Source organism: Sorangium sp. So ce385, assembly GCF_051474135.1.
Taxonomy (GTDB): Bacteria; Myxococcota_A; Polyangia; order Polyangiales; family Polyangiaceae; genus Sorangium; species Sorangium cellulosum_D.
This window is the reverse complement of the sequence record NZ_CP150337.1, coordinates 31,088-54,035: the sequence shown is the minus strand read 5'-3', so window position 1 is coordinate 54,035 and position 22,948 is coordinate 31,088. Positions and strand designations below refer to the sequence as shown.

The following is a 22,948-nucleotide window of genomic DNA, read 5'->3' as shown; positions in this document are numbered from 1 at the left end:
GCTCCTGGCCGGATCGTTGTCGTTTCCCCCTGGGTTCCCTGATTGCTCCGAGGCCATGACGTCGTCCCCGTGAACGCTCGCGCGTGCGATGCGCATCCAGAGCGCCCGGCGCGCCGGAGCGGCGACGCTAGCACGCCCGCGGTGGCTCGCCTCGTTTCAGGCCTCGGCCGCGCGGGCTCAGCCCTGGAACAGCCGCATCGCCACGATGGTGATCAGGATGCCGGCGATCAGGCACCCCGCTGCGATGCCGACGAGGAGCAGCGGCTTGGCCTCCGCCTTGGCCGGCGCCTTGGCGAGCGGCGCCGGCGGCGGCGCGGGCGCCGGCCTGGCGGCGGGCGCCGGCGGCTGCTGGACCATCTTCACCGTCTTCGCCGGCGACTTGAACGGCGACGACGCGGGCCCCTTGCTCGCCTGGAGCGCGGCGGCGTGCTGTTTTGCCGCCTGCTCGAGCACCGCGTTCGCGCTCTTCGGCATCATCGCCGTGTAGCCCTTGCCCGCGCCGCCCGCGAACGGCTTGAGCGCGTCGGCGAACTCCGCGGCCGACTCGAACCGGTCCTCGGGCCGCTTCTCGAGCGCCTTGGCGAGCACCACCCCGAGCCCCGGCGGGAACTGCTTCCCGGGCACGCGCTCGTCGAGCGGGATCGGGTTCCGGGTCACGTGGTGCTGGATGTACTCCATCGGCGTCCGCGCCTCGAACGGCAGCTTGCCCGTGAGCACCTCGTACAGGATGGTCGCGAGCGAGTAGATGTCGCTGCGCGCGTCGAGCACCTTGCCCTGCGCCTGCTCGGGCGACATGAACTCCGGCGTCCCGAAGACCATGCCCTCCTGCGTGAGCATCACCGACCCCGGCCGGAGCTCGCGCTCCGTCACCTTCGCGAGGCCGAAGTCGAGCACCTTCGGGTAGTCCTTCAGCCCGCCGTTGGTCGACAGGAAGATGTTCTCGGGCTTGAGATCGCGGTGCACGATCCCCTGCATGTGCGCCTCCTGCAGGGCGCCGCAGACCTGGATCAGGATCGGGATCGCGCGCTCGACGGGCAGCGGCCCTTCCTTGCGGACCACCTGGTTCAGGTTCTTGCCCTCCAGGTACTCCATCACGATGTACAGCGAGCCGTCCTCGAGCTCGCCGTAGAGCAGCACCTTCACCGTGTTCGGGTGGGTGAGATGGCTCATCGCCCGCGCCTCGCGGCGGAAGCGAGAGACGAGATCCTTTCGGTTCGCGAGCTTGGGGTGGAGGATCTTCACCGCCACCATCCGGTTCATCGCCGGTTGGGCGGCCTTGTAGACCGACCCCATGCCGCCGGAGCCGATCTTCTGAAGAATCTGGAACTGCCCCCCGAGCAGATCTCGACCGATGTTCGGGTCCGGACCGGCGGCCATGCGTGGAGCCGGAAAATACCACGCAACCCACCCGTATCGTCTATGACCGAAGCAGCGGACGCATCGGATCCGTCGTGGCACCGAAAATGACCGTGAAAACCGACGCCCCCGGGGCGGCCGAGGCGCTCGAGAGCCCCCTCCTCGCCGCCGCCGGCTTCTCGCACGCCTTTTTCACCCGGCGCGGCGGCGTCAGCGCCCCCCCGTGGGACACGCTGAGCTTCGCCATCGCCCTCGGCGACGACCCCGCCGCCGTCCGCGAGAACCTGGAGCGCGCCGCGCGGCGCCTCGGCATCCCGGCGGCGCGGCTCTACTACCTCAGCCAGGTCCACGGCGTGGCGGCGCGCGTCCTCACCGGCGACGAGGATCGCGACGAGGTCGTCCGCGAGGTCGGCGACGTGACCCTCTCGCGCGTGCCCGGGGTCGGCTGCGGCGTCCGCAGCGCCGACTGCGCCCCGATCCTCCTCGCCGATCGCCGGAGCGGCGCCGTCGCCGCGGTCCACAGCGGCTGGCGCGGCACCGCGCTCCGGGTCGTGGTCGAGGCGGCCCGCGCGCTCAGGTCGCTCGCCGGCCCCGGCGCCGATCTCGTCGCGGCGATCGGCCCGCACATCGAGGCCTGCTGCTTCGAGATCGGCGACGACGTCGCCGCCGAACTCGCCGCCTGCTCCAGCGCCGGCGACGCCGCCATCGTCCGCGGCGCCCCCGGCGCGCGCCCGCACGCCGACGTCCGCCGCATCCTCAAGGCCCAGCTCGCCGAGTCCGGCCTCGACGCAACGTCGGTCGATGACGTCCGGGGGTGCACCGCGTGTGACCCCGCCCGCTTCTTCTCGTACCGGCGCGACGGACAGCGGAGCGGCCGGCTGCTCTCCGTCATCGTCGCCGGCCGTACCGTCATCGGCTAGAACGCTCTCATGGTCTCGCTCGCGCGCGACTCGTCGCCGATCGTCCTCGCCATGGTGGGCCTGCCCGCGCGGGGGAAGACATCCATCGCCCGCAAGATCGCGCGGTACCTCTCGTGGCTCGGCCACCCCACGCGGCTCTTCAACGTCGGCAACTACCGCCGCGCGCACCTCGGCACCGCGCAGCCGCACCAGTTCTTCGACCCCGACAACACCCAGGGCCGCCAGGCGCTGCTCGGCATGGCGATGACGGCGCTCGACGACCTCATCGGCTGGCTCAGCTCCGGCGGCGAGGTGGCGATCTACGACGCCACCAACAGCACCCGCGCCCGCCGGAACCTCGTCACCGAGCGCTGCCAGGCGCACGGCTTCCCGGTCGTCTTCATCGAGTCGATCTGCAACGACGAGTCGATCATCGAGACGAACGTCCGCGAGACCAAGCTCCGCTCGCCCGACTACCAGGGCGTCGATCCCGAGGAGGCGCTGCGCGATTTCCGCGCGCGCATCGCGCACTACGCCCGCGCGTACGAGCCGCTCGGCGAGCCCGAGAAGAGCTACATCAAGATCATCGACGTCGGCCGCCAGGTCGTGCTGAACCGCATCCACGGCTACCTGCCGGCGCGGCTCGTCCCGCTGTTGATGAACATGCACCTCACGCCGCACCCGATCTGGCTGACCCGCCACGGCGAGAGCGTGTTCAACGAGAAGGGGCTGCTCGGCGGCGACTCGGACCTCAGCGCGCGCGGCGAGGAGTACGCGAAGAACCTCTCCGTCTTCATCCGCGAGCGCGCCGGCGACGAGCACGTCAACGTCTGGACGAGCACCCTGCGCCGCACCATCCAGACCGCGCGCCCGATGACGCAGAACCACGTCGCGTGGCGCGCCCTCGACGAGATCGACGCGGGCGTCTGCGAGGGCATGACCTACGAGGAGATCCGCCAGCAGATGCCCGAGGTCTTCCACGCGCGCGCGGCCGACAAGTTCCGCTACCGCTACCCGCGCGGAGAGTCGTACGAGGACGTCATCCAGCGCCTCGACCCGCTGATCATCCAGCTCGAGCGCCAGCGCTCGCCCGTGCTCGTGATCGGCCACCAGGCGGTGCTGCGCGCGCTCTACGCCTACCTCGTGGATCGCCCCGCGCCCTCGTGCCCGACGCTGCCGATCCCGCTGCACACCGTCATCGAGCTGACCCCCACCGCGTACGCGTGCGAGGAGCGCCGCTTCCAGCTCGCGCCCGCGGTCCAGGGCGGCGACTCGAGCACCGCGCACCCCTGATCCTCCGGCGCGGCGGCGCCGCGCCGGGTCAGCGATCCCGGCTGATGAGCTTGCGGAGCAGCTCCAGCGGGTGGAACGGCAGCATCGCGGCCATCTCGCTGTCGGTGCCGGCCCGCTCGAGCACCGCCCGCATCGCCGGCGCCACGATCCCCATCGGATCGATCCGCTCCGCGATCGCGCGGAGGGCGCTGAGCGCCGCGCGCCCCGCGTCGATCCCGAGCGGGATGGCGAGCGCCGCCGGCACCGGCGCGAGGATCACGTCGCGCACCGCGACCGCGCGCGCCCAGGCGCCCGGGCTCGGATCGACCTCGAGCTTCCGGATCGTCTCCGCCTCGGCGAAGCAGCCGAGCGACAGCTCCCCTGCCCGCTCCTCGATGGCGCGCGAGAGGTGCCGGTAGTCGCGCCGCCAGTCGCCGGCGAGCAGCCCCATGTCCTCCCGCACCTCGTCCGGCCCGAGGATCAGGTTGATCCCGCGCGCGTCGCGGCGGAGCGCGACGCTCGTCCAGAGCTCCCCGCCCTCGAACAGGCCGATCACCATCGTCTTGCCGACGCCGGCGAGCGACTCCAGCGTGCCCCGCACGACCCCCGGCGACGGCATCGGCACGCCGCGCAGCCGCGCCGGCCAGAGATCGATCCTCCCGGCGAGGAGCTCCTCGCGCGCGAGCTGCAGCAGGAGGAGCGTCTGCGCGATGAGGTCGTCGCCGCGCCGCACCCGCGCCCCGAACCGCTCCACGATGGCCTCGAGGGCGCCCGCCTCGATCACCGCGGCCCAGCTCGCGTGGTGGCCCGCGGCGAGCTCCTCGGCGGAGAGCCGGGCGGCGCGCTGCGCGTCGTCGATCCGGAGCCGGCCGGCGTCCGTGTGCATGAGCTTCCTGAGCCTGCCGCCCGCGCGGACCGCGACGACGCCGCCGCGCGGCCGGTCGACCTCGCGCTCGTCGATGCCCGCGCGCCTGGGCCGGAACAACGACAGCACGCGCACCCAGTCGGTCGCGGTGAACCCCTCGAAGCGGACGTCGGGCGAGAGCACGGGGCGAGCCTACTCCTGGCGCGCTCCGTGCGCGAGCGCCGGGCCGGAGCGCGCCGTCAGCCCGGCGCGCCGTCGGCCAGGGCGCGCCCGCCGCCAGCCCGGCGCGCCGGCCGGACGGCGCGGGCAACGCCGGCTACGCCCCCCACCAGAGCATCTCGTGCGCCTGGGTCTCGCCGCGGACCGGCACGATCACCCGGATCTTCTGGCCCTCGATCTGGACCACGTGGGCGGGGAAGCTGTCGGCCGGGTAGTACACGGATTTCACGAAGCCGCTCGCGTCGAGCCAGAAGAGGTGCACCCCCTCCGCGGTCGCCCCGTGCATGAGGAGCATCCGCCCGCCCCCGAGCAGCGCGAACTCCAGGCTCTTGAAGGCCATCTCCTCGAAGCGCTCCGGGGACGGGAAATCCTCCCCCACCGACCGGAGCTCCGGCAGGTGCGCGCGGAGGTGCTTGTAGAGCGTGTCGTAACGCACCTTCGCGAGCCTCGGGATCCGCCGGTCGCCCGCCGCGATCACGGGCAGCCGCTCCGCGTCGAAGGTCGGCACCTCCACGTGGGTGCGGTAGCGGTCCGCGAGCCTGCCGCGGCCGATCTCCTCGTCGCTGAGCGCCTTGAGCCACCACTGGAAGATCGCGAGATCGCCGGTCCCTGCGCGCGACTCGAGCCGGACCAGCGACTCCCACAGCGGCCTCCGGACCTGCCATTTTCCCCCGTGGTTCCTGGCGACGCACGCGCCGACGTAGAGCGCCCCGTGCGTCACGAGGGTGACCAGCATGGGCGGCGCCCCGCCCTCGGCCGACGTACCGCGCGCGCCGGCGGCGCCCTCGGCCGGCGAGAGCCAGGCGTCGCGCCGCTCGCGCGTCAGCGCCGCGCCCAGCCGGTGGACCGACGCGTCGGAGAAATCGAGCCCGAGGTCGGGCGCGCCGAACGCCCCGGGCGCGAGCCGGGCGAACACCTCCGCCGCGTGGTCGATCTGGGCCAGGATCGACAGGTTTCCGGCCGGGTTTGCGTCCGTGGAGCGCGCGGCCGCGAGGTCGGCGAGCGCGTCGGGCGGGTAGTGCGGCGCGAAGGTGCGCTCGAAGAGCTGGGCGGCCGTGATCGGTTCGGCGGGCATGGCGTTGGGCCGGGAAATGAGGCCGGCGATGGGGGTCGGGCGGGCGCGTCCGGCGCCGCTCAGAACATCTTCTTGCGCTTCGACGAGCTCAGGATGCCGAGCATCTCGCGGTACTTGGCCACGGTGCGGCGGGCGATCTTGATGCCGTCCGTCTCCTCGAGGATCTTGACGATCGCCTGGTCGCTGTAGGGATTCGACTTGTCCTCGGCCACGATGATCTTCTTGATCGCCTGCTTGACGCTCTCCGAGGCGATGTCCTCGTCGGCCACCCTGTGGATCGACGAGTTGAAGAAGTACTTGAGCTCGAAGAGCCCCTGGGGCGTGTGCACGTACTTGTTCGACGTCACGCGGGAGATGGTCGACTCGTGCATGCCCACCGACTCGGCGACGTCCCGCAGGATCATGGGCTTCAGGTAGCCCACGCCGCGCTCCAGGAACTCGCGCTGCTTCTCGACGATGCACTCGGTCACCTTGATGATCGTGCGCCGCCGCTGCTCGATGGCCCGGATCAGCCACTGCGCGCTCCGGAGCTTCTCGCTGATGAACTCCTTCGCCTTCGGGTCCTTGAGCATCCGCTGGGCGAGGTTCTCGTTGATGTACAGCCGCTGGAGCCCCTTGTCGTTGTCGGTGACGACGAACTGGCTGCCGTCCTTGATGACGTACACGTCCGGGGTGATGGCGATGGTCTTCTCGTCGACCTCGGCGAAATTGCGCGCCGGCACGCTCTCCAGCTTCTGGATCTCCTGGACGGCGTCGTAGACGTCCTCCAGCGAGATCTTCAGCGCCTTCGCGATCGCGGGGAAGTTGCGCCGCTCCACGTTGTGGAGGTGGTCCCTGATGATCGCCATCTCGATCTCGTCGAAGCCGAGCACCTCGGCCTGGACCCGCAGGCACTCCGACAGGTCGCGCGCCGCGACCCCGACCGGGTCGAAGCGCTGGATCATCGCCAGCACCTCCTCGGCGTCCTCGGGGTGCAGCTCCGCCTCCCGCGCCAGGTCGGCGAGGCTCAGATCAGGCCCCTTCGTCCCGTCCGGACGTTCTCCCCCCTTGAGGTCGAGGTACCCCTTCTCGTCGAGGTTGCCGATGACGAGCAGGGCGAACTGCCGCTCGTTCTCGACGAAATCGCTCATCTGGAGCTGCCAGAGCAGGTGGTCGCGCAGGTTCGACGGCTTCGTCAGGTTCTGGTCGATCGGCGGCAGCTCCTCGAAGCCGCCCCGGTGCGCCGGCATCGCCTGCTGCAGCTGGCGGTTTTCCAGGAATTGCTCCCAGTCCACCTCCTTGACCTGCTTTTCCGTCGTGCGCGCAGCGATGTCGGTGTCTCGGTCGAACCGCTCGCCGTTCTCCAGCCGCTGCTCCGTCGGCAGATCGGCGTTCCTCCCCCTCTGATCCCCCTTCTCCCCGTCCCGCGCCTTCGGGTCGGTCATGTCGTCCGCGAGGACCGGGTTGCCGTCCAGCTCCTTCCTGATCTCGTCGACCAGCTCGAGCCGCGAGAGCTGCAGCAGCCGGATGGCCTGCACCAGCTGCGGGGTCATCACAAGCTGCTGGGACAGCTTGAACTGGAGCTTCATCTCCATGCCCATGAGGAGCTCCTTCTCTCAGTTCGCCGCCTGCGCCACCCGCCGAACGGGGGCCGGGGCATTGCGCGAGGTTCGTGCCATCGAGTGTTTCATTGGTGGCCTCACCCCCAACGTAGCATCGAACGGGGCAGCGGCCCGGGTCTTGCTTTCACGTCTGTACCAAAAAATCGCGCAGGCCCTGCGTCCTGCGCCGCTGAACGCGTTATCAGGCTCCGCCAGGGCGGGATTTCTCCGCCCGCTGCGGAGCGCTGTCCTCGGCCTGTTCGGCGTGGCCCCCGTCAACGGATCGTTGCACCATCGGCTCCCGATCGGGAGGCTTGAAATCCCGAAAGATTGGGCGAAGCCGCGATGGGACAGCCAAAGGTGCGCGGACCTGCGCTGGGGGACGAGGGCGTGCGCGACGACGCCTCGCAGGATCTCGAGAAGGAGCGGATCCTGTCTTGCTCGCCCCTGGCCCCGCTGGCCTCACCGAGCCGGCGCGCGCTGCTCGATCTCGGCAGGCTCGAGCGGCTCCCGCGCCGGCAGTGCCTCTGCCAGCAGGGCGCGCCGCCGCGGCACCTGATCCTGCTCGGGGCGGGCCGCGTGAAGGTCGAGCGCACGGCCGAGGGGCGGGTCGTCCCGCTGGGTCACCGCGGGCCCGGCGACCTCGTGGGCGAGAGCGCGCTCGCGGGCGCGCCGGTCGCGTCCGAGAGCGCGATCGTGCTCGACGAGGGGAGCGGGCTCGTGGTGCCGCTCCCCGGGCTCACGCGGCTGCTCGCCGCCGACGCCGCGCTCCGCGAGGCGCTCGCCGCGGCGCTCGTCTCGCGCAAGCTCGAGACCGAGGCGCGCCTCGGCTCCCTGCTGCTGTGCACGGTGGAGGTGCGCCTGCTCGACTTCCTCCGCGCCGCTGCCCGGCGGTGGGGACGGCCGCACGCGTCGGGTCAGCTGGTGTCGGCCCCGTTCACGCACGCCGACATCGCGCTGCTGATCGGGTCCACCCGCGAGACGGTCACCCTGCTGCTCGGCAAGATGAAGCGCGCCGGCCTGATCGCGTTCGACCGGCGGCGGATCGTCATCCGGGATGGCGCGCACCTCGCGGCGCGCGTCGCGTCGACCTGATCGTCCGCCCGGAGGGGCCGCTGCGGGCCCGGCGCTGGAGCCGGACGACGGCGGCGCCGCTCGCCCCCGCGACGGCGCCCTCGCGCGGCTCCGCCGGCCGGGCTGCCGTATCGAGCTGCGCGGCTCCGCCGGAGGCGCGCGCGCCTCGATCGCCCGGCGCGCCGCGCTCCGGGTTGGCGAGGCCGCCGCGGACCAGCCGGAGGCGAGGAAAGACGCCGGACCTCGTCGACGGCCGAGGGCTCTGCTCGACGAAGATCGTGCTGAGCAGCCGGCCGAAGGCGTACGGCTTGAGCAGGACCTCGCTCACGTCGTCCGCGCCGTCGCACGAGACCGGCTCCTCGGCGCAGAAGACGATCCGCCGCGGCATCGCGCCCTCGCGCCGCAGGCGGCCCAGGATCTCCCGGGCGCCTTTCGTCCCGGGGGCGAGATCGATCAGCGCGACGTCGTAGACGCGCTCGCGGGAGAGGGAGATCGCCTCCTCCAGCGTCGCGGCCGGGCTGACGTAGGCGCCGCGATTGCCGAGGAGGAGCGCCGTGGCCCTCCGGAGGACAGGGTCCTGATCGAAGAGGAGAACGTTCGGTTGGTACGTCATCGGGGTTCCCTGCGGCTTGCAGTCGAAGTGCGCCGCATCGACGGGGACGGCGACGCGCGCGCGTCCCACCGCTCGGCGGCAGCATCCGCGTCCGCGGACGGCCCCCTCTTCGCAACGCACGTGCCGAGGGCGCGGCGGCGCCGCCGCGCGGCCCCCGTCGGCCGCGGTTCTCGGCGTCAACGCGGCCCTTTCGCGCGTCGCCGCCGGTGAGGTCGCCTCGCCGGCGCCCGGGCCGCCGCTGTGCCCATTTCGCGCTCCCTCCGCGGCGCCCCTCCGCCCCGACGACGAGCGCGCCCCCATGCTGTCGGCTCCCCTACCCCGCCCACGACCGCCGGTGCGCGGTTCGTGCGCACGGGCCAGCCCAGGTTTGCGGCCCCTCCAGGGCGGCGCGGTCCGCCGATCCGCCCGTTGCTCCCGGCTCCGCGTCCAGTGCGGGTGCCAACGTCCGGGCCGCTCGTGCACCCCGCCCTGACGCGATCGGCGCACCGCGGCAAACTGAATTTCCCGCTTGATGAGGCTGGCGTAGGGTGCCACAAGCGTCCGCGCGCACGAGTGGCGGAATTGGTATACGCACCGGTTTTAGGTTCCGGCGCCGCGAGGCTTGGGGGTTCGAGTCCCCCCTCGTGCACCATGGCTTAAATCCTGGGGGACTCGACCGCCCAGCGGCGCGACGCGCCCCGGCGCTTCGGCGGGGCGGCGCTCCGGGGCGGCTCGATCCGGGCGTGGTCGCCGGTGCGCGGGCGTGGTCCGCTGAGCGCGCGGGGGCGAGCGCGCGCCGGCGCGCGTCGACGGCGGAGGGGGAGGTCCGGCGCCATCCGGGCCGCGGAGCCTCGGGCGGATCGCGTCGGCGGCGTCGTCGACGGAGCGCGCGGTCCCGGAATTGCGCGACGCCCGCGGCGCGACTACGTTCGCGTTCCTCGGCCGGACCCTTTCCTCCCACCTGACCGCCGCGGAGCCAAGGCACGTAAAGATGTTCACTTGGGCGATGAAGAAGATTTTCGGCACCTCGCACGAGCGCGCCATCCGCCGCATGCGACCGCGGGTCGAGGCGATCGGCAGGATGGAGCCGGAGCTGCAGAAGCTCTCGGACGCCGAGCTTCGGGCGAAGACCGCGGAGTTCAAGGAGAAGCTCTCCAACGGGGCGACGCTGGACGACATCCTGGTCCCGGCGTTCGCGGTCTGCCGCGAGGCGTCGAGGCGCGCGCTCAAGATGCGCCATTACGACGTGCAGCTCATCGGCGGCATGGTGCTCCACAACGGCTGCATCGCCGAGATGCGCACCGGCGAGGGCAAGACCCTGGTCGCGACGCTCCCCTGCTATCTGAACGCCCTCGAGGGCAAGGGCGTCCACGTCGTCACGGTGAACGACTACCTCGCGCGGCGCGACGCCGAGTGGATGGGCAAGCTCTATGGCTTCCTCGGCCTGTCGACCGGCGTGGTCGTCAACCAGCAGGGCGACGCGGAGAAGCGCCACGCGTACCGCTGCGACATCACGTACGGCCAGAACAACGAGTTCGGCTTCGATTACCTGCGCGACAACATGAAGTTCTCGGCGCTCGAGTACGCGCAGCGCCCGCTGCATTACGCGATCGTCGACGAGGTCGACTCCATCCTCATCGACGAGGCGCGGACTCCGCTCATCATCAGCGGCCAGGGCGAGCGCTCGAGCGACAAGTACCGGACGATCAACGAGGTCATCCCCCAGCTCCGGAACGAGGAGCATTTCGCGGTCGACGAGAAGGGTCACTCGGTGACGCTGACCGACGAGGGCGTGGAGACGGCGGAGCGGCTGCTCGCGGCGCTCAAGGTGCTCAAGGGCACGAACCTCTATGACCCGGTCAACCTCGAGACGCTGCACATCCTGAACCAGTGCCTGCGCGCGCACACGCTCTACAAGCGCGACGTCAACTACATGGTGCGCGACGGCAAGGTGCTCATCATCGACGAGTTCACCGGCCGCGTCCTCGCGGGCCGGAGGTGGTCGGACGGCCTGCACCAGGCCGTCGAGGCGAAGGAGAACGTCCGGATCCAGGAGGAGAGCCGGACGATGGCGACGATCACCTTCCAGAACCTCTTCCGGCTGTACAAGAAGCTCTCCGGGATGACCGGCACCGCGGACACCGAAGCGGCGGAGTTCCACAGCACGTACAAGCTCGACGTCGTCATCATCCCCACGAACAAGCCGGTGGTCCGCGTCGACTACGAGGATCTCGTCTACAAGACCGAGAAGGAGAAGTTCACGGCGGTCATCAACGAGATCCTCGAGAAGCACGAGCTCGGCCAGCCGATCCTGGTGGGCACGACGAGCGTCGAGAAGAGCACCGCGATCAGCCGGATCCTGACCAAGCGCGGCGTGAAGCACAACGTGCTGAACGCGAAGCACCACGAGAACGAGGCGTACGTGGTCGCGCAGGCGGGCCGCAAAGGGGCCATCACGGTGTCGACCAACATGGCCGGGCGCGGGACGGACATCATCCTGGGCGGCAACGCGGAGATGCTCGCGAAGCTCAAGTTCAAGGAGCAGAACCGCCAGCCCGAGGCGGAGCCCGAGGCGTTCGAGGCCCTGGTCGAGGAGCTCAAGAAGGAGTGCACCGCGGAGGGCAACGAGATCCGCGAGCTCGGCGGGCTGTACATCCTGGGCACCGAGCGGCACGAGTCGCGCCGCATCGACAACCAGCTGCGCGGCCGCGCCGGCCGCCAGGGCGACCCCGGGACGTCGAAGTTCTACCTGTCCCTCGAGGACGACCTCATGCGCATCTTCGCCGGCGATCGGGTGAAGAACCTGATGGAGCGGATGGGCATGCCGGACGACGAGCCCATCGAGCACCCGTGGGTGACGAAGAGCGTCGAGAACGCGCAGAAGAAGGTCGAGGAGCGCAACTTCGACATCCGCAAGAACCTGCTCGAGTACGACGACGTGATGAGCGCGCAGCGCAAGACGATCTACGACATGCGCCAGTCGCTGCTCCTCGGCCGCTACTCCCCCGAGATCCTCGACGAGGAGGGGAAGCCGACGGGCGAGAAGCGGACGATCAAGCCGCTCGCGTCGATCGTGGAGCTGGTCCGGCCGGACGTCGGCTACCTGCTCGGGATGTTCGCGAACGATCCGGTGATGCCGCTCGACGAGGACGGCAACCGCCGCGAGATCGTGCGGAAGGACTTCGAGAAGACGGATCGGTTCGTCGAGCTCGAGAACCTGCAGCGCGAGCTCTACACGCGCTGGGGCGTGAAGGTCGAGCTCGAGTCGCGCCCCGACAAGGTCCTCGAGATCTACGACGAGTGCGCCGAGCTCGTGCCCCAGGCGCTCACGGAGCAGCGGGAGCGGCTGCTCGATCTGATGGACCGGATCATCGGCGCGATGGTCGAGGAGTCGTGCCCCGCGCGCAAGCCGCCCGAGGACTGGGACTGGGGCGGCATCTTCCAGGGCTTCCGCGAGCACTTCGGCGTCGAGCTGCCGGACGACGTCGCGCACATCGGCGATCAGGAGACGCTGGCGCGCGAGCTCTACGAGCGCGCCGAGAAGGCGTACGAGAAGCGCGAGGAGGAGATCGGGGTCGAGCTGTCGCTGCGCATCTTCCGGCACCTCTACCTGGAGGAGCTCGACAAGGCCTGGGTCGACCACCTGACCGACATGGACCACCTCCGCGACGGCATCGGCCTGCGCGGCTACGGGCAGAAGGACCCGAAGCAGGAGTACAAGAAGGAGGGCTACAACATGTTCGTCAACATGGTGGCCCGCGTCTCCTCGAACGTGGTCACGAAGCTCTTCAGCGTGAACGTCAGGCGCGCCGAGCAGGAAGAGGCGCAGATCGAGGCGGCGGATCGCCAGCGCCACGCGGCGGCGCTGCTCGACGCGGTCGCGCAGCACGACGAGGCGCTCCCGATCGGCGCGACCCCGGCGGCGGCGCTGCCGCAGCCCGCCGTCACGCAGGAGCAGGAGTGCCCCTGCGGCAGCGGCAAGCCGTTCAACACGTGCCACGGCGCCGAGGACGAGGCGACGGTCTGAGCCGGCGCGTCCTGCCCGCTCGCCCCGCTCGCCCCGCTCGCCCCGCTCGCAAGGCGCCCGCGGCGCGCCGGCGAGGGCCCGCGCCGGGCCCTTGCTCCGGCGCCTGATCCCAGCATGGACACTGCCTGAGGGCCGACGCGTCGGCTCGGGGAGGCAGGACCATGAAGGTGTTCATCGACTCAGGGGACATCGCGGAAATCAGGGAAGCGCAGTCGATGGGGGTCATCGACGGCGTGACCACGAACCCGTCGCTCCTCGCCAAGGGCGGCAGGCCGACGAGGCAGGTGATCGCCGAGATCTGCGAGGTGGTCGACGGCCCCGTCTCGGCCGAGGTGGTGGCGGTCGAGCGGGACGCGATCCTCCGGGAGGGGCGCGAGCTCGCCCGGATCCACCCGAACGTGGTGGTCAAGGTCCCGCTCATCGACGAGGGGCTCAAGGCGGTCCGGCTCTTCGCCGCCGAGGGCATCCGGACGAACGTCACCCTCTGCTTCTCGGCTGCCCAGGCGCTGCTCGCGGCCAAGGCCGGGGCCACGTACATCTCGCCCTTCGTCGGCCGGGTCGACGACGCCGCGGGGGACGGGATGGACCTGGTCCTGCAGGTCGTGACGATCTACAGGAACTACGGCTTCACGACGCAGGTGCTCACGGCGAGCGTGCGGCACCCCGTCCACGTCGTGCAGGCGGCCATGATCGGCTCGCACGCCGCGACGATGCCGCTCAAGGTCATCAAGCAGCTGACCAAGCACCCGCTGACCGACGTCGGCCTCGCGCAGTTCTTGGCGGATGCGAAGAAGATCCCGGAGCTGGTATAGCGAACGCCGTGGCCGAGAAGGACAAGGGAAGCCCGGGAACCAAGCGACGCGGGAGCCGCCCGGCGGCCCCCGCGGTCGTGTCCATCACGACGCAAGGCGGGCCGTTCAAGGGGGTGTCGACGGCGGTCGTGCGCCGGCGCGCGAGCAAGATGCTCGCCCACCTCGCCCTGCAGGGCGTGGAGCTCTCCGTGGCCCTGGTGAACGACGAGGCCATCCACGAGCTGAACCGCACGTACCGGCGCAAGGACAAGCCGACCGACGTGCTCGCCTTCCCCATGCTGGAGCAGAACGGCGCCACGTCGCGCAAGCGCGGCCGGCGAGGTCCTGTGGATCCGTCGGCGTGGCACGGCCTGCTCGGCGACGTGATCGTCTCGATCGACACGGCCGCCCGACAAGCCGACGAGCGCGGCCGTCCGCTGCTCGACGAGATCACGATGCTGCTCGGGCACGGCCTGCTCCACCTGCTCGGTTACGACCACAAAACCGACGCGGAGGAGCGAGAGATGACGGCGTTGACCCGGGAGCTCGAGGCCGCCGCGGCGTCGCGGGGCAGCAGTCCCACTGGAATCCGGCCTCGCAGCGGCGTCGCGCGGCCGAATAAGACGGGGGCGCAATGACTTATCGCTTGCGATGCGAAACCTCGCTTGTTAAACGGACGCCCCCTTTCGACTTGGAGGAAACATGCCCGGTTCGAACAAGCTGACCAAGGCGCAGATGATCGTCGGTCTTGCCGAGGCCACCAACCTCGACAAGAAGTCCGTGGCCAGCGTGCTCGATGCGCTCAGCGAGCTGGTGAAGAAGGAGCTCGGTCCGGAGGGGCCGGGCGAGGTCACGGTCCCGGGCCTCGTGAAGATCAAGGCGAAGGAGATCCCGGCGACGCAGGACCGGGAAGGCATCAATCCGTTCACGAAGCAGCCGATGACCATCAAGGGCAAGCCGGCGAGCCGCAAGCTCCGCGCGGCGCCCGTCAAGGCGCTCAAGGACGGCTGAGCGGCGCGTCGGTGGCCGCGGCGTGCGCGGCCGCATCCGGCGACGCGAGCTCCGGAGATCCAGCGGCTGGGCGCGCCCCCGCGGCGGCGCCCGGTGTTTCGGGCGATGCTTTCGCCGTGGAGCGTTGCGCCCTGAGCGCGCACGCGGCGATCGCGAGGGCGAGCAGCGCCGCCAGCGGGGCGTCGCCCACGCGGGTGTAGAGCGTCAGCGGCGCATCCCTGACCGCCGGGGTCGCGAAGGTCACCCCCGGCGCAGCGCTCTCGTCCCGGCCGCGCACCACCCCGCGGGCGTCGATCCACGACACGACACCGAGGTTCACGGCGCGCACGAGGTCGCGGCGCAGCTCGACGGCGCGCATGACCGCGAGCCGCGCGTGCAGCTCGGGCTCGGCGCTTCCGGTGAACCAGGCGTCGTTCGTGATGTTGACGAGGAGGTTCGGGGCGAGCGCCCCGGTGATCCGCCGCCCCACCCCGGTGAGCGTGTCCTCGTAGCAGTTGAGCACCCCGATCCGGAGCGCGGGCCCCTGCTCCCGGGCAAGCGTGAGCGCGCGCGGCTCCGCGCCCGGGACGAGCCCGCCGCTCTTCTGGAAGATGCGCCGCAGCCAGGGCAGGTAGGCGCCGCCCGGGACCGTCTCGCCGAACCAGAGCAGCTGCAGCTTGTCCTGGGTCGGCTGCATGCGCCCGTCGGGGAGCACGAGGGTCGCGGAGTTGTAGCTGTTCCGTTCCTCCACGCCGTCGTCGGCCTTCGCGGGCGGCGCCTGGGTGATGAGCCCGGCGAGGACCGGACCGCGGACGCCGGGCCCGAGGATCGCTCGACCGCCGCGCGGGGCCTGCCGGGCGCTGTGCGGGAGAGGGTACGGATACGCCGCCTCGGGCCAGAGGGTGAGCTCGGCGCCGCCGGCCTCGGCCTTGCGGGTGAGCTCGTGCAAGGTGCGCAGGATCCGCGGGTGGTTCTTCGGCTGCCAGCGCTCGTGAGGGCCCACGGCCTGATTGACGAGCGCCACGCGCGCCGTCGGCAGGCCCGCGCTGGCGCGCTCCACGGCGGCCATCCGGAGCGCGCCGTGCGCCGCGAGCCCCCCGAACAGCGCGGCGCTCGCGAGCGCCGGGTAGAGGATCGCGCGGGGCGGTCGCCGGCGGACGGACCGCGGCTCCGGCGCGGGCGCGAGCGCGCGACCGCCGGGCGCCACGCCGCCGGCGGCGAGCCCCGCGCGAGCGAGCAGGGCGGCCCCCACGGCGAACAGGACCGAGACGCCGCGCTCGCCGATGAGGTCGGCGAGCTGCACGAGCGCCGGCCATGGGCTCATGAGGCCCGCCGGCGTCCAGCCGAAGACCGTCGGGAGGACCACGGCGGCGAACACGCCCGTCGCGAAGGCGAGCTCGAGCGGGGCGCGCAGGCGCCGGAGGAGCACGCTCGTGACGCCGCCGCAGACGGCCCAGACCAGCGACTGGGCGGCCGCGAGCAGGATCAGCGCGAGGTACGAGGCCGCCGCGCCGAGCGACGTGAAGCGCTGGATGACCTCCGGCACGAAGCGCAGGCCCACGATCCCCGCCGCCGTTCCCCAGGCGGCGCCGCGCCCGAACGCGCGCCAGAACGTCGGGGCGTCGTGCACGGCGGCCGCCAGCAGGGCGAGACCGGCGATGACGGCAGGATAGAGATCCGTGGGCGGGGCCGTGAGGGCGAACGTCGCACCGCCGACGACGGAGAGGAGCAGCGGGGCGCGGCCGCGGAGCGCGCGTCGGGTCGAGGCCTGGGGCACGATGCAGCGTTATACCGCGCGGGAGCCGCCGGGATCGCGGCGGCAGCCCGAGGAGATCGAAGCCGCCGCGAGCCTCGCACGGTCAGGGCGGACCGACGGCGAGGCCCTGTCGGACGAGCTGCTGCGCGGCTCGATACGCCGGTCGAGCTCGCTCGCGAACCTGCAGCAGTCCTCGCTCGCTCTGCCTAACCTCGGGCCCGTTCGCGACGTTTTTCAGGGAGGGCCCAGGTTCGCCGGGGAGGGCCTGGAGCGATACGCTCACCAGTAAACGGTGAGCCCACCGCGGAAGAGCCCCCCGCCCGACGTATCGGTCGTGCGTCCGGTGTCGGGATCCCTGAACTCGGGGATGACGCCGTCGTCCGTGCGGCTGCGCACGAACCCGAGCGCGTCGATGTTCAGGGCGAGGCGGGGGGAGAGCCGGAACTCGAGGCCGATGCCGCCGTGCACGCCGAAGTAGTCGTACTCGGTGTTCGGAACGAACTCCTCGCCGCTGGCCGCGGCCTCGCCCCAGGGCCGCTCGACCTCCGCGTGCGACATGTTGAGGCCGCCCGTGAAGTAGAACTGCGTGCGGCTCCGCGGGTTGACGAACAGCATCCCGCTCAGCGAGAGCGGCACTTCCGTCCGCTCGTAACCGTTGTAGTCGGTGCCCGCGAGGATGTCGGCGCCGAGGTCGAGCGCGAACGCGGGGACGGGCCGGTACCGCAGGCTGACCCCGACGCCGCCCATGCCGGCGTCCTCCGCGCCGCCGTGCTCGCGGCCCATCATGAGGCCCTGGAGGCGGAAGTTGACGCCCCACTGGCGGCGCCAGCGCAGCTTCGGCGGCGGAGGCGGAACAGGCGGGGTCACGCGGCGCACGATCACGCGCGGCGGAGGAGCGGCCCCCGGCGTCACGACGATGACCTGCGGCGGCGGGCCGGAAGGCGAGGTCTGGTAGACGACGACCGGGGGCGGGCCGGGGCGGGTCGCGCGCTTGCCCCGTGGCGGGGGCGGGGCCGGCGGTGGGGGGGGCAGCGCCTCGGCCGGGGGGGGCTCGGCAGCGGCGGCGGGCGGCGGCTCAGCGGCGGGATCGCCGGACGGCTCCACTTCCTCACAGAACCACGCGCCGGGAGGACAGTTGTTGTTCTCCTGCGCGAGCGCGCTCATCGGCGCGGTCATCGCCACGGCAACAAGGGCATGGGTCAAGCAACGGCGCATCGGGCGACTCCTCTTCGGTGCAGGGAAGTTAGCAACCGGGATGCCATCGACCATCTCGCTGGATTGTCGTCACCATGGCCATGAAGCACGCCGGCGTGCATCGGCCGCCACGGCGCGCTGTGGCGGAAGGTTCACACGCGCGCCGTCCCGCAGGGTACTAGCTCCCACGGCAAACGTCACGGCGCGGCCGCCCCGCCGGCAGCCCCGCCACCATCGAGAGCAATCGGGTTCATCATGCCTACGGTTACGTTGAAGCAGGGTCATGTTCGGCCGGTGTGGTCGGGGCATCCCTGGGTGTTCGCTCAGGCGATCGCGCGCATCGAGGGCGGCGCCGTGGCCGGCGACGAGGTCGTGGTCACCGACCCGTACGGCAGCGTGCTCGGCCGCGGGCTCTACACCCCCCGCTCGGCCATCCCGGTGCGCATGTACACGCGCGAGGACAGGCCGATCGACGCGGCCCTGTTCCGGCACCGGATCGAGCGAGCCATCGCGCACCGCCGCGAGCTCGGCCTGCCCGCCCGGGCGCCGGGCCACGAGACCGACGCCTTCCGGCTGATCCACGCGGAGGGGGACGGGCTGCCCGGGCTCATCGTCGACCTGTTCGGCGACACGGCGGTCGTGCAGCTCGGGACGATCGGGATCAAGCGCCGCGAGGGCGTGATCTTCGACGCCCTCCAGGCGGCGCTCTCGCCGCGCGCGATCGTGGACAGGACCCCGGAATCGCTCGCGAAGCTCGAGGGGTTCACCGCCGACGCCGGCGTGGTGCGCGGCGACTTCGGGCTTGATCAGCTGCGGTTCGTCGAGCGAGGGCTGCGGTACACGATCCCGCTCGCGCTCGGCCACAAGACCGGGTTCTACCTGGACCAGCGGACGCTGCGGACCCGCGTGGAGCAGCTCGCCCACAACCGGCGCGTGCTCGACGCGTTCTGCTTCGTCGGCACCTTCGCCATGGCGGCGGCCCGCGGCGGGGCGAGCGAGGTCCTCGCGATCGACGAGAGCGCGACGGCGCTCGAGGTCGGGGCGGAGTGCGCGCGGGAGAACGGGCTGCTCGACCGGATCAAGTTCACGCGCGACGACGCCCGCAAGGCGCTGCAGAACGCGTCGAGGCAGGGGGGCTTCGACCTCGTCATCTGCGACCCGCCGAAGCTCGCGGGCACGCGCGCCTCCAAGGACGCCGCGCTCACCGCCTACCGGCGCCTCGCGTCCGGGGCGTGCCGCGCCACGCGGCCGGGCGGCATCCTCGTGCTCTGCTCCTGCTCCAGCGCGGTGAGCCTCGACGACCTGACCCGGGTGCTCGCCCTCGGCGCGCGCGACGCCCGCATGCAGGCGGCGGTGTTCGACCGGCACTTCCAGGGGGGCGACCACCCCGTCCCCGCGGCCTTCCCCGAAGGGCTCTACCTGAAGAGCCTCATCGCGCGCCTCGACGCGCTCTGACGGTCGACCGATGGACCCGCTCTCTCTGCTGACCCCCGGCGCCGCGCGCGGCCTCGCCGGGGTGATCTTCGACCTCGACGACACCGTGCTGGATCACGGCGCCCTGACCGAGTCCGCCTACGGAGCGCTCTTCCGTCTGCGCGAGACCGGGCTCGCGTTGATCGCGTGCACCGGCAGGCCCGCCGGATGGGGCGAGGTGATCCAGCGGCAATGGCCGATCGACGCGACGATCGTCGAGAACGGCGCCGTCGCGCTGGTCCGCGAGCAGGCCGGCCCCGGAGAAGGGCTCGCCCCGAGCGCCGGCGCGAGCCGCGTCGTCACGCTCGACGCGCTCGACCGCGGCACGCGGCGGGCCCGCCGGGCCGAGCTCGTCGCGCTCGCCGATGACATGGTGCGTCGTTTTCCTGCGGCGGCGCTCGCAGACGACAACGACCAGAGGGTGACCGACGTTACCATCGACATCGGCGAGCACCGGCGCGTCCCGCCGGAGGACGTGCAGAGGATGCGCGCCGAGCTGCGCGAGCGGGGGGTGAGGACGCTCGTCTCGAGCGTCCACCTCCACCTCACCCGCGACCCGTCCGACAAGGCGACGGGCGCCGTGCGCCTGCTCTCGAGCCGGTTCGGCGAGGATCCGACCCGCGCGCGGTACCGCTACGCCTTCGTGGGCGACAGCGGCAACGACGGCGTCGCCTTCGCTGCATTTGCGTTGACCTTCGGCGTAGCCAACGTGCGCGCCCACCTCGGCAAGCTCTCGGTGCCGCCCCAGTTCGTGGCCTCCCTGCCCATGGGCCGCGGGTTCGCGGAGATCGCCGGCCGGATCGCCGAACTGCGGAAGAATGCACCTGAACCGTGATCTGCCCGCGCGCAAGGGCCTCGCGTGCGATCCGCCCCACACCTGGAGCAGGTAGCCTAGCCGCGACGCAACCCGAAGGAATAGGATCGAGCTTTCGGGAGGGGCGTGCCTCCCAACCCTTTACAGGGGCGCGTGTTCTCGGGGACCATGACCTTGGTCCCTCGCCCGCCAGCGGCAGCAGATGGCGTTTCGACCCCCGACCCCCGGCCTCCTCGTCGACAACAAGTACCGCCTCGCGGAGCGCATCGGCGGGGGCGGCATGGGCGACGTGTTCCGGGCGGAGCACGTGCTCGCAGGTCGCGCCGTTGCGATCAAATTCCTCCACCCCGAGCTGGCGGACAACTCGGAGCTCTCCCACCGGTTCTTCCAGGAAGCGCAGGCGGTCAACCGGATCCGCCACCCGAACATCGTCGACGTGATCGACGCGGGCGTCGGCGAGCTCGGTCCGTACATCGTGATGGAGCACCTCGACGGCGAGTCGCTCGGCATGGCGCTCGCGCGCTTCGGCCGCCTCGACATGGAGGCCGCCGTCGGGGTCGCGATCCCGGTGCTGGAGGCGCTCGACGCCGCGCACCGCGCCGGGATCATCCACCGCGATCTCAAGCCCGAGAACATCTTCATCGCCTTCGATCCGAGCCGCGGATCGGCCGTCGTCCGGCTGCTCGATTTCGGCATCGCCAAGGTGCTCGACTCCGACGGCCCCTCGCCGCGGACGCGCACGGGCGTCGTCTTCGGGACGCCGGACTACCTGTCGCCGGAGCAGGCCACGGGGGAGTCGCCGCTCGACGGGCGGAGCGATCTCTTCTCGGTGGGCGTCCTGCTGTACGAGGTGCTCACGGGCACGCGGCCGTTCCGCGCGCCGACCGCCGTGGCGACGGCGTTCCGCGTCGTGCACGCGGAGGTGCCGACGCTCGCCTCGGCGGGCGTGACCGTCGACCCGCGGCTCGAGGCGATCGTGCAGCGGCTCCTGCAGAAGGATCCCGCGAAGCGCTTCCAGACGGCCGGCGACGTCGTCCGCGAGCTCGAGCGCGTCGCGCCCGAGCCGCCGCGGCGGACGGCGGCGCTCGGCCGGCTCATCAACGTGCAGCGACGGATGGCCCTGAGCCTCGGGAACGCGCCGGAGAACGAGCGCGATCGGCTCTCGTCCTCGCGCGACCGCTCGCGCGCGGGCACGTCGTTCGACGTGAGCCCCGCGCCGCCGATGCGCATCTCGCCGCCGCTCGTGTCGGGCAGCCGCGTCACCGAGGCGCCGCCCATGATGCGGCCGTCGTCCGAGCCCGCGAAGCCCGCGCCCGGCGCGACGCTCTCGAACGCGCTGCGGAGCCGCGGCTCGGAGCCCACCCTGCTCTCGCAGCGCGGCGAGTCGCTCCCCACGGTGCGCAGCGCCGACCTCGGCCTCCGCGCCGAGCCGACCGTGCGCAGCGCCGACTTCGGCGCCCTCATCAACCGGCAGCGCGACACGCGGCGGCCCAACGTCACCCCGGTCAGGCCGCTGCCGGCGCGCTTCGCGGGGGGGCAGTACCAGGTGCGCGGCCCCGTCCTGCGGAGCGTCGACCGCACCATCGTCGACGAGTACGGGAGGAGCGCGCGCGACGAGGTCGTCGCGCAGATGCCGCTCCGCTACGCCGACGACTTCAAGCACGACTCGATCAACGCGCTCGTCGGGTACGACCTCGAGGCGCTCGACGCTTACATGGAGCTCGCGACGTCGCTGGTCCTGCGCGATCTCGAGCGCTGGCGCGACATCGGGAGGCTCGGCGTGGGCGGCGAGCTGCACAGCCTCGTGCGCACGCTGTTCGCCCGCCCGCTGACCGACATCGCGTCGCTCATGCGCCGCGGGACGTCGATCTGGTCGCGGCTCTTCACGTTCGGCTCGTGGCGCGTGGCCACCGGGCCGACCGGGCGGGTGACGCTCCACATCGGCGACTTCGACCCCGCCTCGCTGCCGCTACGGCTGTGGGTCGTGGGGATGGTCGAGGAGACGGCGCGGCGCGCGTCCGGCGGGGGCGTGAAGGTCACGATCACGCTCGGCGAGCTCGGCTTCACCTCCGAGCTCGCCTGCGAGATCAGCCTCTAGCTAGGTGCGGGGCTGGCGCTGCCCGCGAGAGTCCCGGCCTGGGATGGCCGGGCTGCTGCGCGCTCGCGGCTGCGCTGGCGGGGTCTTCAGGAAGGCTTGCGCGCGCGGTAGCACGCCTGACAGAACACGTCGCGGCCCTCGACCGGCTTGAACGGGACCTCGCCCTCGGAGCCGCACGACTTGCAGGTGATCGAGAACGTCGGACGGTTGCGCGGCGCGCGCGGCGGCTGCGCCGCGGCGCGGCCCTGCGCGGGAGCACGGCGCTCGCCGGCGAACGACGGCGCGCGGTAGTTGCCGTCGTCGCGGACGGGCGCGCCGCCGCGCGGACGGCGCGGGTACTGGCTCGGCACCGTCCACGCGGGCGAGAGCCCCGAGTACGCGTCCTGCATCGGGCTGCGGTACTCGTTCACGTCGCCCGTATAGCGGGGCTTCCGAGGCCCACCGTCGCCGCGCGCCGCGCCGCGGTACCCGCCGCCGGCGCTCCGGGCCGGCCCAGGGCGCTGGTGCTGCGCCGCGCGGGCGGTCGACGCGCTCTCGTGCTCCCCTCGGTTGTCCTTGCGCGCGCGGCGGCAGGTCCGGCACCGCTTCGGCGGGGCCGCGAGCCGCCGTTCGGCGTAGACGGCGGCTTCCGCAGCGGAGAATAGGAACGACGTGCCGCAGCTCGCGCAGACAATGTGCTCGTCTCGATGCTGTTCCATGATTCCTCTTTCGTCAGGCCGACGGGCCTCGCAGGCTCACGGGCTCGGGTGCTCGGGTGACTGGGGTAAACGAGAGCGCCCGGGAGCGGCCCCGCTGCGCCGGAGATGCGCAATTTACGCGGGGATCTCGATGAACTGGGTGGGATCGCCCTCTTGAGGGGGCACGGGAGTGCCT

The 22,948-nt window shown here is 71.9% G+C and carries 18 protein-coding genes and 1 tRNA gene; 11 read left to right on the top strand and 8 right to left on the bottom strand.

Annotated features, from left to right (window positions below; genetic code table 11):
- Nucleotides 1-177: 177 nt before the first annotated feature.
- Nucleotides 178-1,377, bottom strand: a complete 1,200-nt coding sequence (locus tag WME83_RS00195; protein ID WP_437317232.1) for a serine/threonine-protein kinase — start codon at nucleotides 1,375-1,377, stop codon at nucleotides 178-180.
- An 86-nt stretch (nucleotides 1,378-1,463) separates the two neighbouring features.
- Here WME83_RS00195 and pgeF point away from each other — a divergent pair, with 86 nt between their 5' ends.
- Together pgeF and WME83_RS00185 are read left to right on the top strand one after the other, a co-directional pair.
- Nucleotides 1,464-2,276, top strand: a complete 813-nt coding sequence (pgeF, locus tag WME83_RS00190) for a peptidoglycan editing factor PgeF (protein ID WP_437317231.1) — start codon at nucleotides 1,464-1,466, stop codon at nucleotides 2,274-2,276.
- 9 nt (nucleotides 2,277-2,285) lie between these two features.
- Nucleotides 2,286-3,548, top strand: a complete 1,263-nt coding sequence (locus WME83_RS00185; RefSeq protein WP_437317230.1) for a bifunctional nucleoside/nucleotide kinase/histidine phosphatase family protein — start codon at nucleotides 2,286-2,288, stop codon at nucleotides 3,546-3,548.
- Nucleotides 3,549-3,576: 28 nt separating this feature from the next.
- Here WME83_RS00185 and WME83_RS00180 read toward each other — a convergent pair whose 3' ends face one another.
- From WME83_RS00180 to rpoN, 3 genes are all read right to left on the bottom strand, one after another.
- Nucleotides 3,577-4,575 (bottom strand): hypothetical protein, encoded by a 999-nt coding sequence (locus WME83_RS00180; RefSeq protein WP_437317229.1) that lies wholly within the window; start codon nucleotides 4,573-4,575, stop codon nucleotides 3,577-3,579.
- A gap of 133 nt (nucleotides 4,576-4,708) precedes the next feature.
- The gene (locus WME83_RS00175) at nucleotides 4,709-5,686 is read right to left on the bottom strand and encodes a hypothetical protein (RefSeq protein WP_437317228.1); all 978 of its coding nucleotides are present in this window, start codon (nucleotides 5,684-5,686) and stop codon (nucleotides 4,709-4,711) included.
- 59 nt (nucleotides 5,687-5,745) lie between these two features.
- Nucleotides 5,746-7,266, bottom strand: a complete 1,521-nt coding sequence (rpoN, locus tag WME83_RS00170; protein ID WP_437317227.1) for an RNA polymerase factor sigma-54 — start codon at nucleotides 7,264-7,266, stop codon at nucleotides 5,746-5,748.
- 345 nt (nucleotides 7,267-7,611) lie between these two features.
- Between rpoN and WME83_RS00165 the strand changes: the two genes are divergently transcribed.
- On the top strand, nucleotides 7,612-8,361 hold the full coding sequence (locus WME83_RS00165) for a Crp/Fnr family transcriptional regulator (protein ID WP_437317226.1): 750 nt from the start codon (nucleotides 7,612-7,614) through the stop codon (nucleotides 8,359-8,361).
- Here the strand turns inward: WME83_RS00165 and WME83_RS00160 are convergent.
- Nucleotides 8,315-8,953 (bottom strand): response regulator, encoded by a 639-nt coding sequence (locus WME83_RS00160; protein ID WP_437317225.1) that lies wholly within the window; start codon nucleotides 8,951-8,953, stop codon nucleotides 8,315-8,317. The genes WME83_RS00165 and WME83_RS00160 overlap by 47 nt on opposite strands.
- A gap of 546 nt (nucleotides 8,954-9,499) precedes the next feature.
- Here WME83_RS00160 and WME83_RS00155 point away from each other — a divergent pair.
- From WME83_RS00155 to WME83_RS00135, 5 genes are all read left to right on the top strand, one after another.
- Nucleotides 9,500-9,584, top strand: a tRNA-Leu gene (locus WME83_RS00155).
- A 339-nt stretch (nucleotides 9,585-9,923) separates the two neighbouring features.
- Entirely contained in the window at nucleotides 9,924-12,959 is a 3,036-nt protein-coding gene (gene secA, locus WME83_RS00150; RefSeq protein WP_437317224.1) for a preprotein translocase subunit SecA, read from the top strand.
- 161 nt (nucleotides 12,960-13,120) lie between these two features.
- Nucleotides 13,121-13,771 carry a fructose-6-phosphate aldolase gene (fsa, locus tag WME83_RS00145; protein ID WP_437317223.1) on the top strand — a complete coding sequence of 217 codons (651 nt, stop codon included), beginning with the start codon at nucleotides 13,121-13,123 and terminating at the stop codon, nucleotides 13,769-13,771.
- Nucleotides 13,772-13,779: 8 nt separating this feature from the next.
- Nucleotides 13,780-14,388, top strand: coding sequence for an rRNA maturation RNase YbeY (gene ybeY / locus WME83_RS00140; RefSeq protein WP_437317222.1), 609 nt, complete (start codon nucleotides 13,780-13,782; stop codon nucleotides 14,386-14,388).
- 64 nt (nucleotides 14,389-14,452) lie between these two features.
- Nucleotides 14,453-14,761: an HU family DNA-binding protein gene (locus WME83_RS00135; RefSeq protein WP_020464737.1), complete on the top strand. Its 309-nt coding sequence runs from the start codon at nucleotides 14,453-14,455 to the stop codon at nucleotides 14,759-14,761.
- Here the strand turns inward: WME83_RS00135 and lnt are convergent.
- Together lnt and WME83_RS00125 are read right to left on the bottom strand one after the other, a co-directional pair.
- Nucleotides 14,748-16,517, bottom strand: coding sequence for an apolipoprotein N-acyltransferase (gene lnt / locus WME83_RS00130; protein WP_437317221.1), 1,770 nt, complete (start codon nucleotides 16,515-16,517; stop codon nucleotides 14,748-14,750). The genes WME83_RS00135 and lnt overlap by 14 nt on opposite strands.
- Before the next feature lie 258 nt (nucleotides 16,518-16,775).
- Nucleotides 16,776-17,711 carry a hypothetical protein gene (locus WME83_RS00125; protein ID WP_437317220.1) on the bottom strand — a complete coding sequence of 312 codons (936 nt, stop codon included), beginning with the start codon at nucleotides 17,709-17,711 and terminating at the stop codon, nucleotides 16,776-16,778.
- Between the two features lie 234 nt (nucleotides 17,712-17,945).
- Here WME83_RS00125 and WME83_RS00120 point away from each other — a divergent pair, with 234 nt between their 5' ends.
- The 3 genes from WME83_RS00120 (at nucleotide 17,946) to WME83_RS00110 (ending at nucleotide 22,075) form a co-directional block, all read left to right on the top strand.
- Nucleotides 17,946-19,145 carry a class I SAM-dependent rRNA methyltransferase gene (locus WME83_RS00120; protein WP_437317219.1) on the top strand — a complete coding sequence of 400 codons (1,200 nt, stop codon included), beginning with the start codon at nucleotides 17,946-17,948 and terminating at the stop codon, nucleotides 19,143-19,145.
- Between the two features lie 10 nt (nucleotides 19,146-19,155).
- The gene (locus tag WME83_RS00115; protein WP_437317218.1) at nucleotides 19,156-19,998 is read left to right on the top strand and encodes an HAD hydrolase family protein; all 843 of its coding nucleotides are present in this window, start codon (nucleotides 19,156-19,158) and stop codon (nucleotides 19,996-19,998) included.
- A 181-nt stretch (nucleotides 19,999-20,179) separates the two neighbouring features.
- Entirely contained in the window at nucleotides 20,180-22,075 is a 1,896-nt protein-coding gene (locus WME83_RS00110) for a serine/threonine-protein kinase (RefSeq protein WP_437317217.1), read from the top strand.
- A gap of 86 nt (nucleotides 22,076-22,161) precedes the next feature.
- On the opposite strand, the gene WME83_RS00105 is transcribed toward WME83_RS00110, so the two are convergent.
- On the bottom strand, nucleotides 22,162-22,773 hold the full coding sequence (locus WME83_RS00105; RefSeq protein WP_437317216.1) for a zinc-ribbon domain containing protein: 612 nt from the start codon (nucleotides 22,771-22,773) through the stop codon (nucleotides 22,162-22,164).
- Between the last annotated feature and the right edge of the window lie 175 nt (nucleotides 22,774-22,948).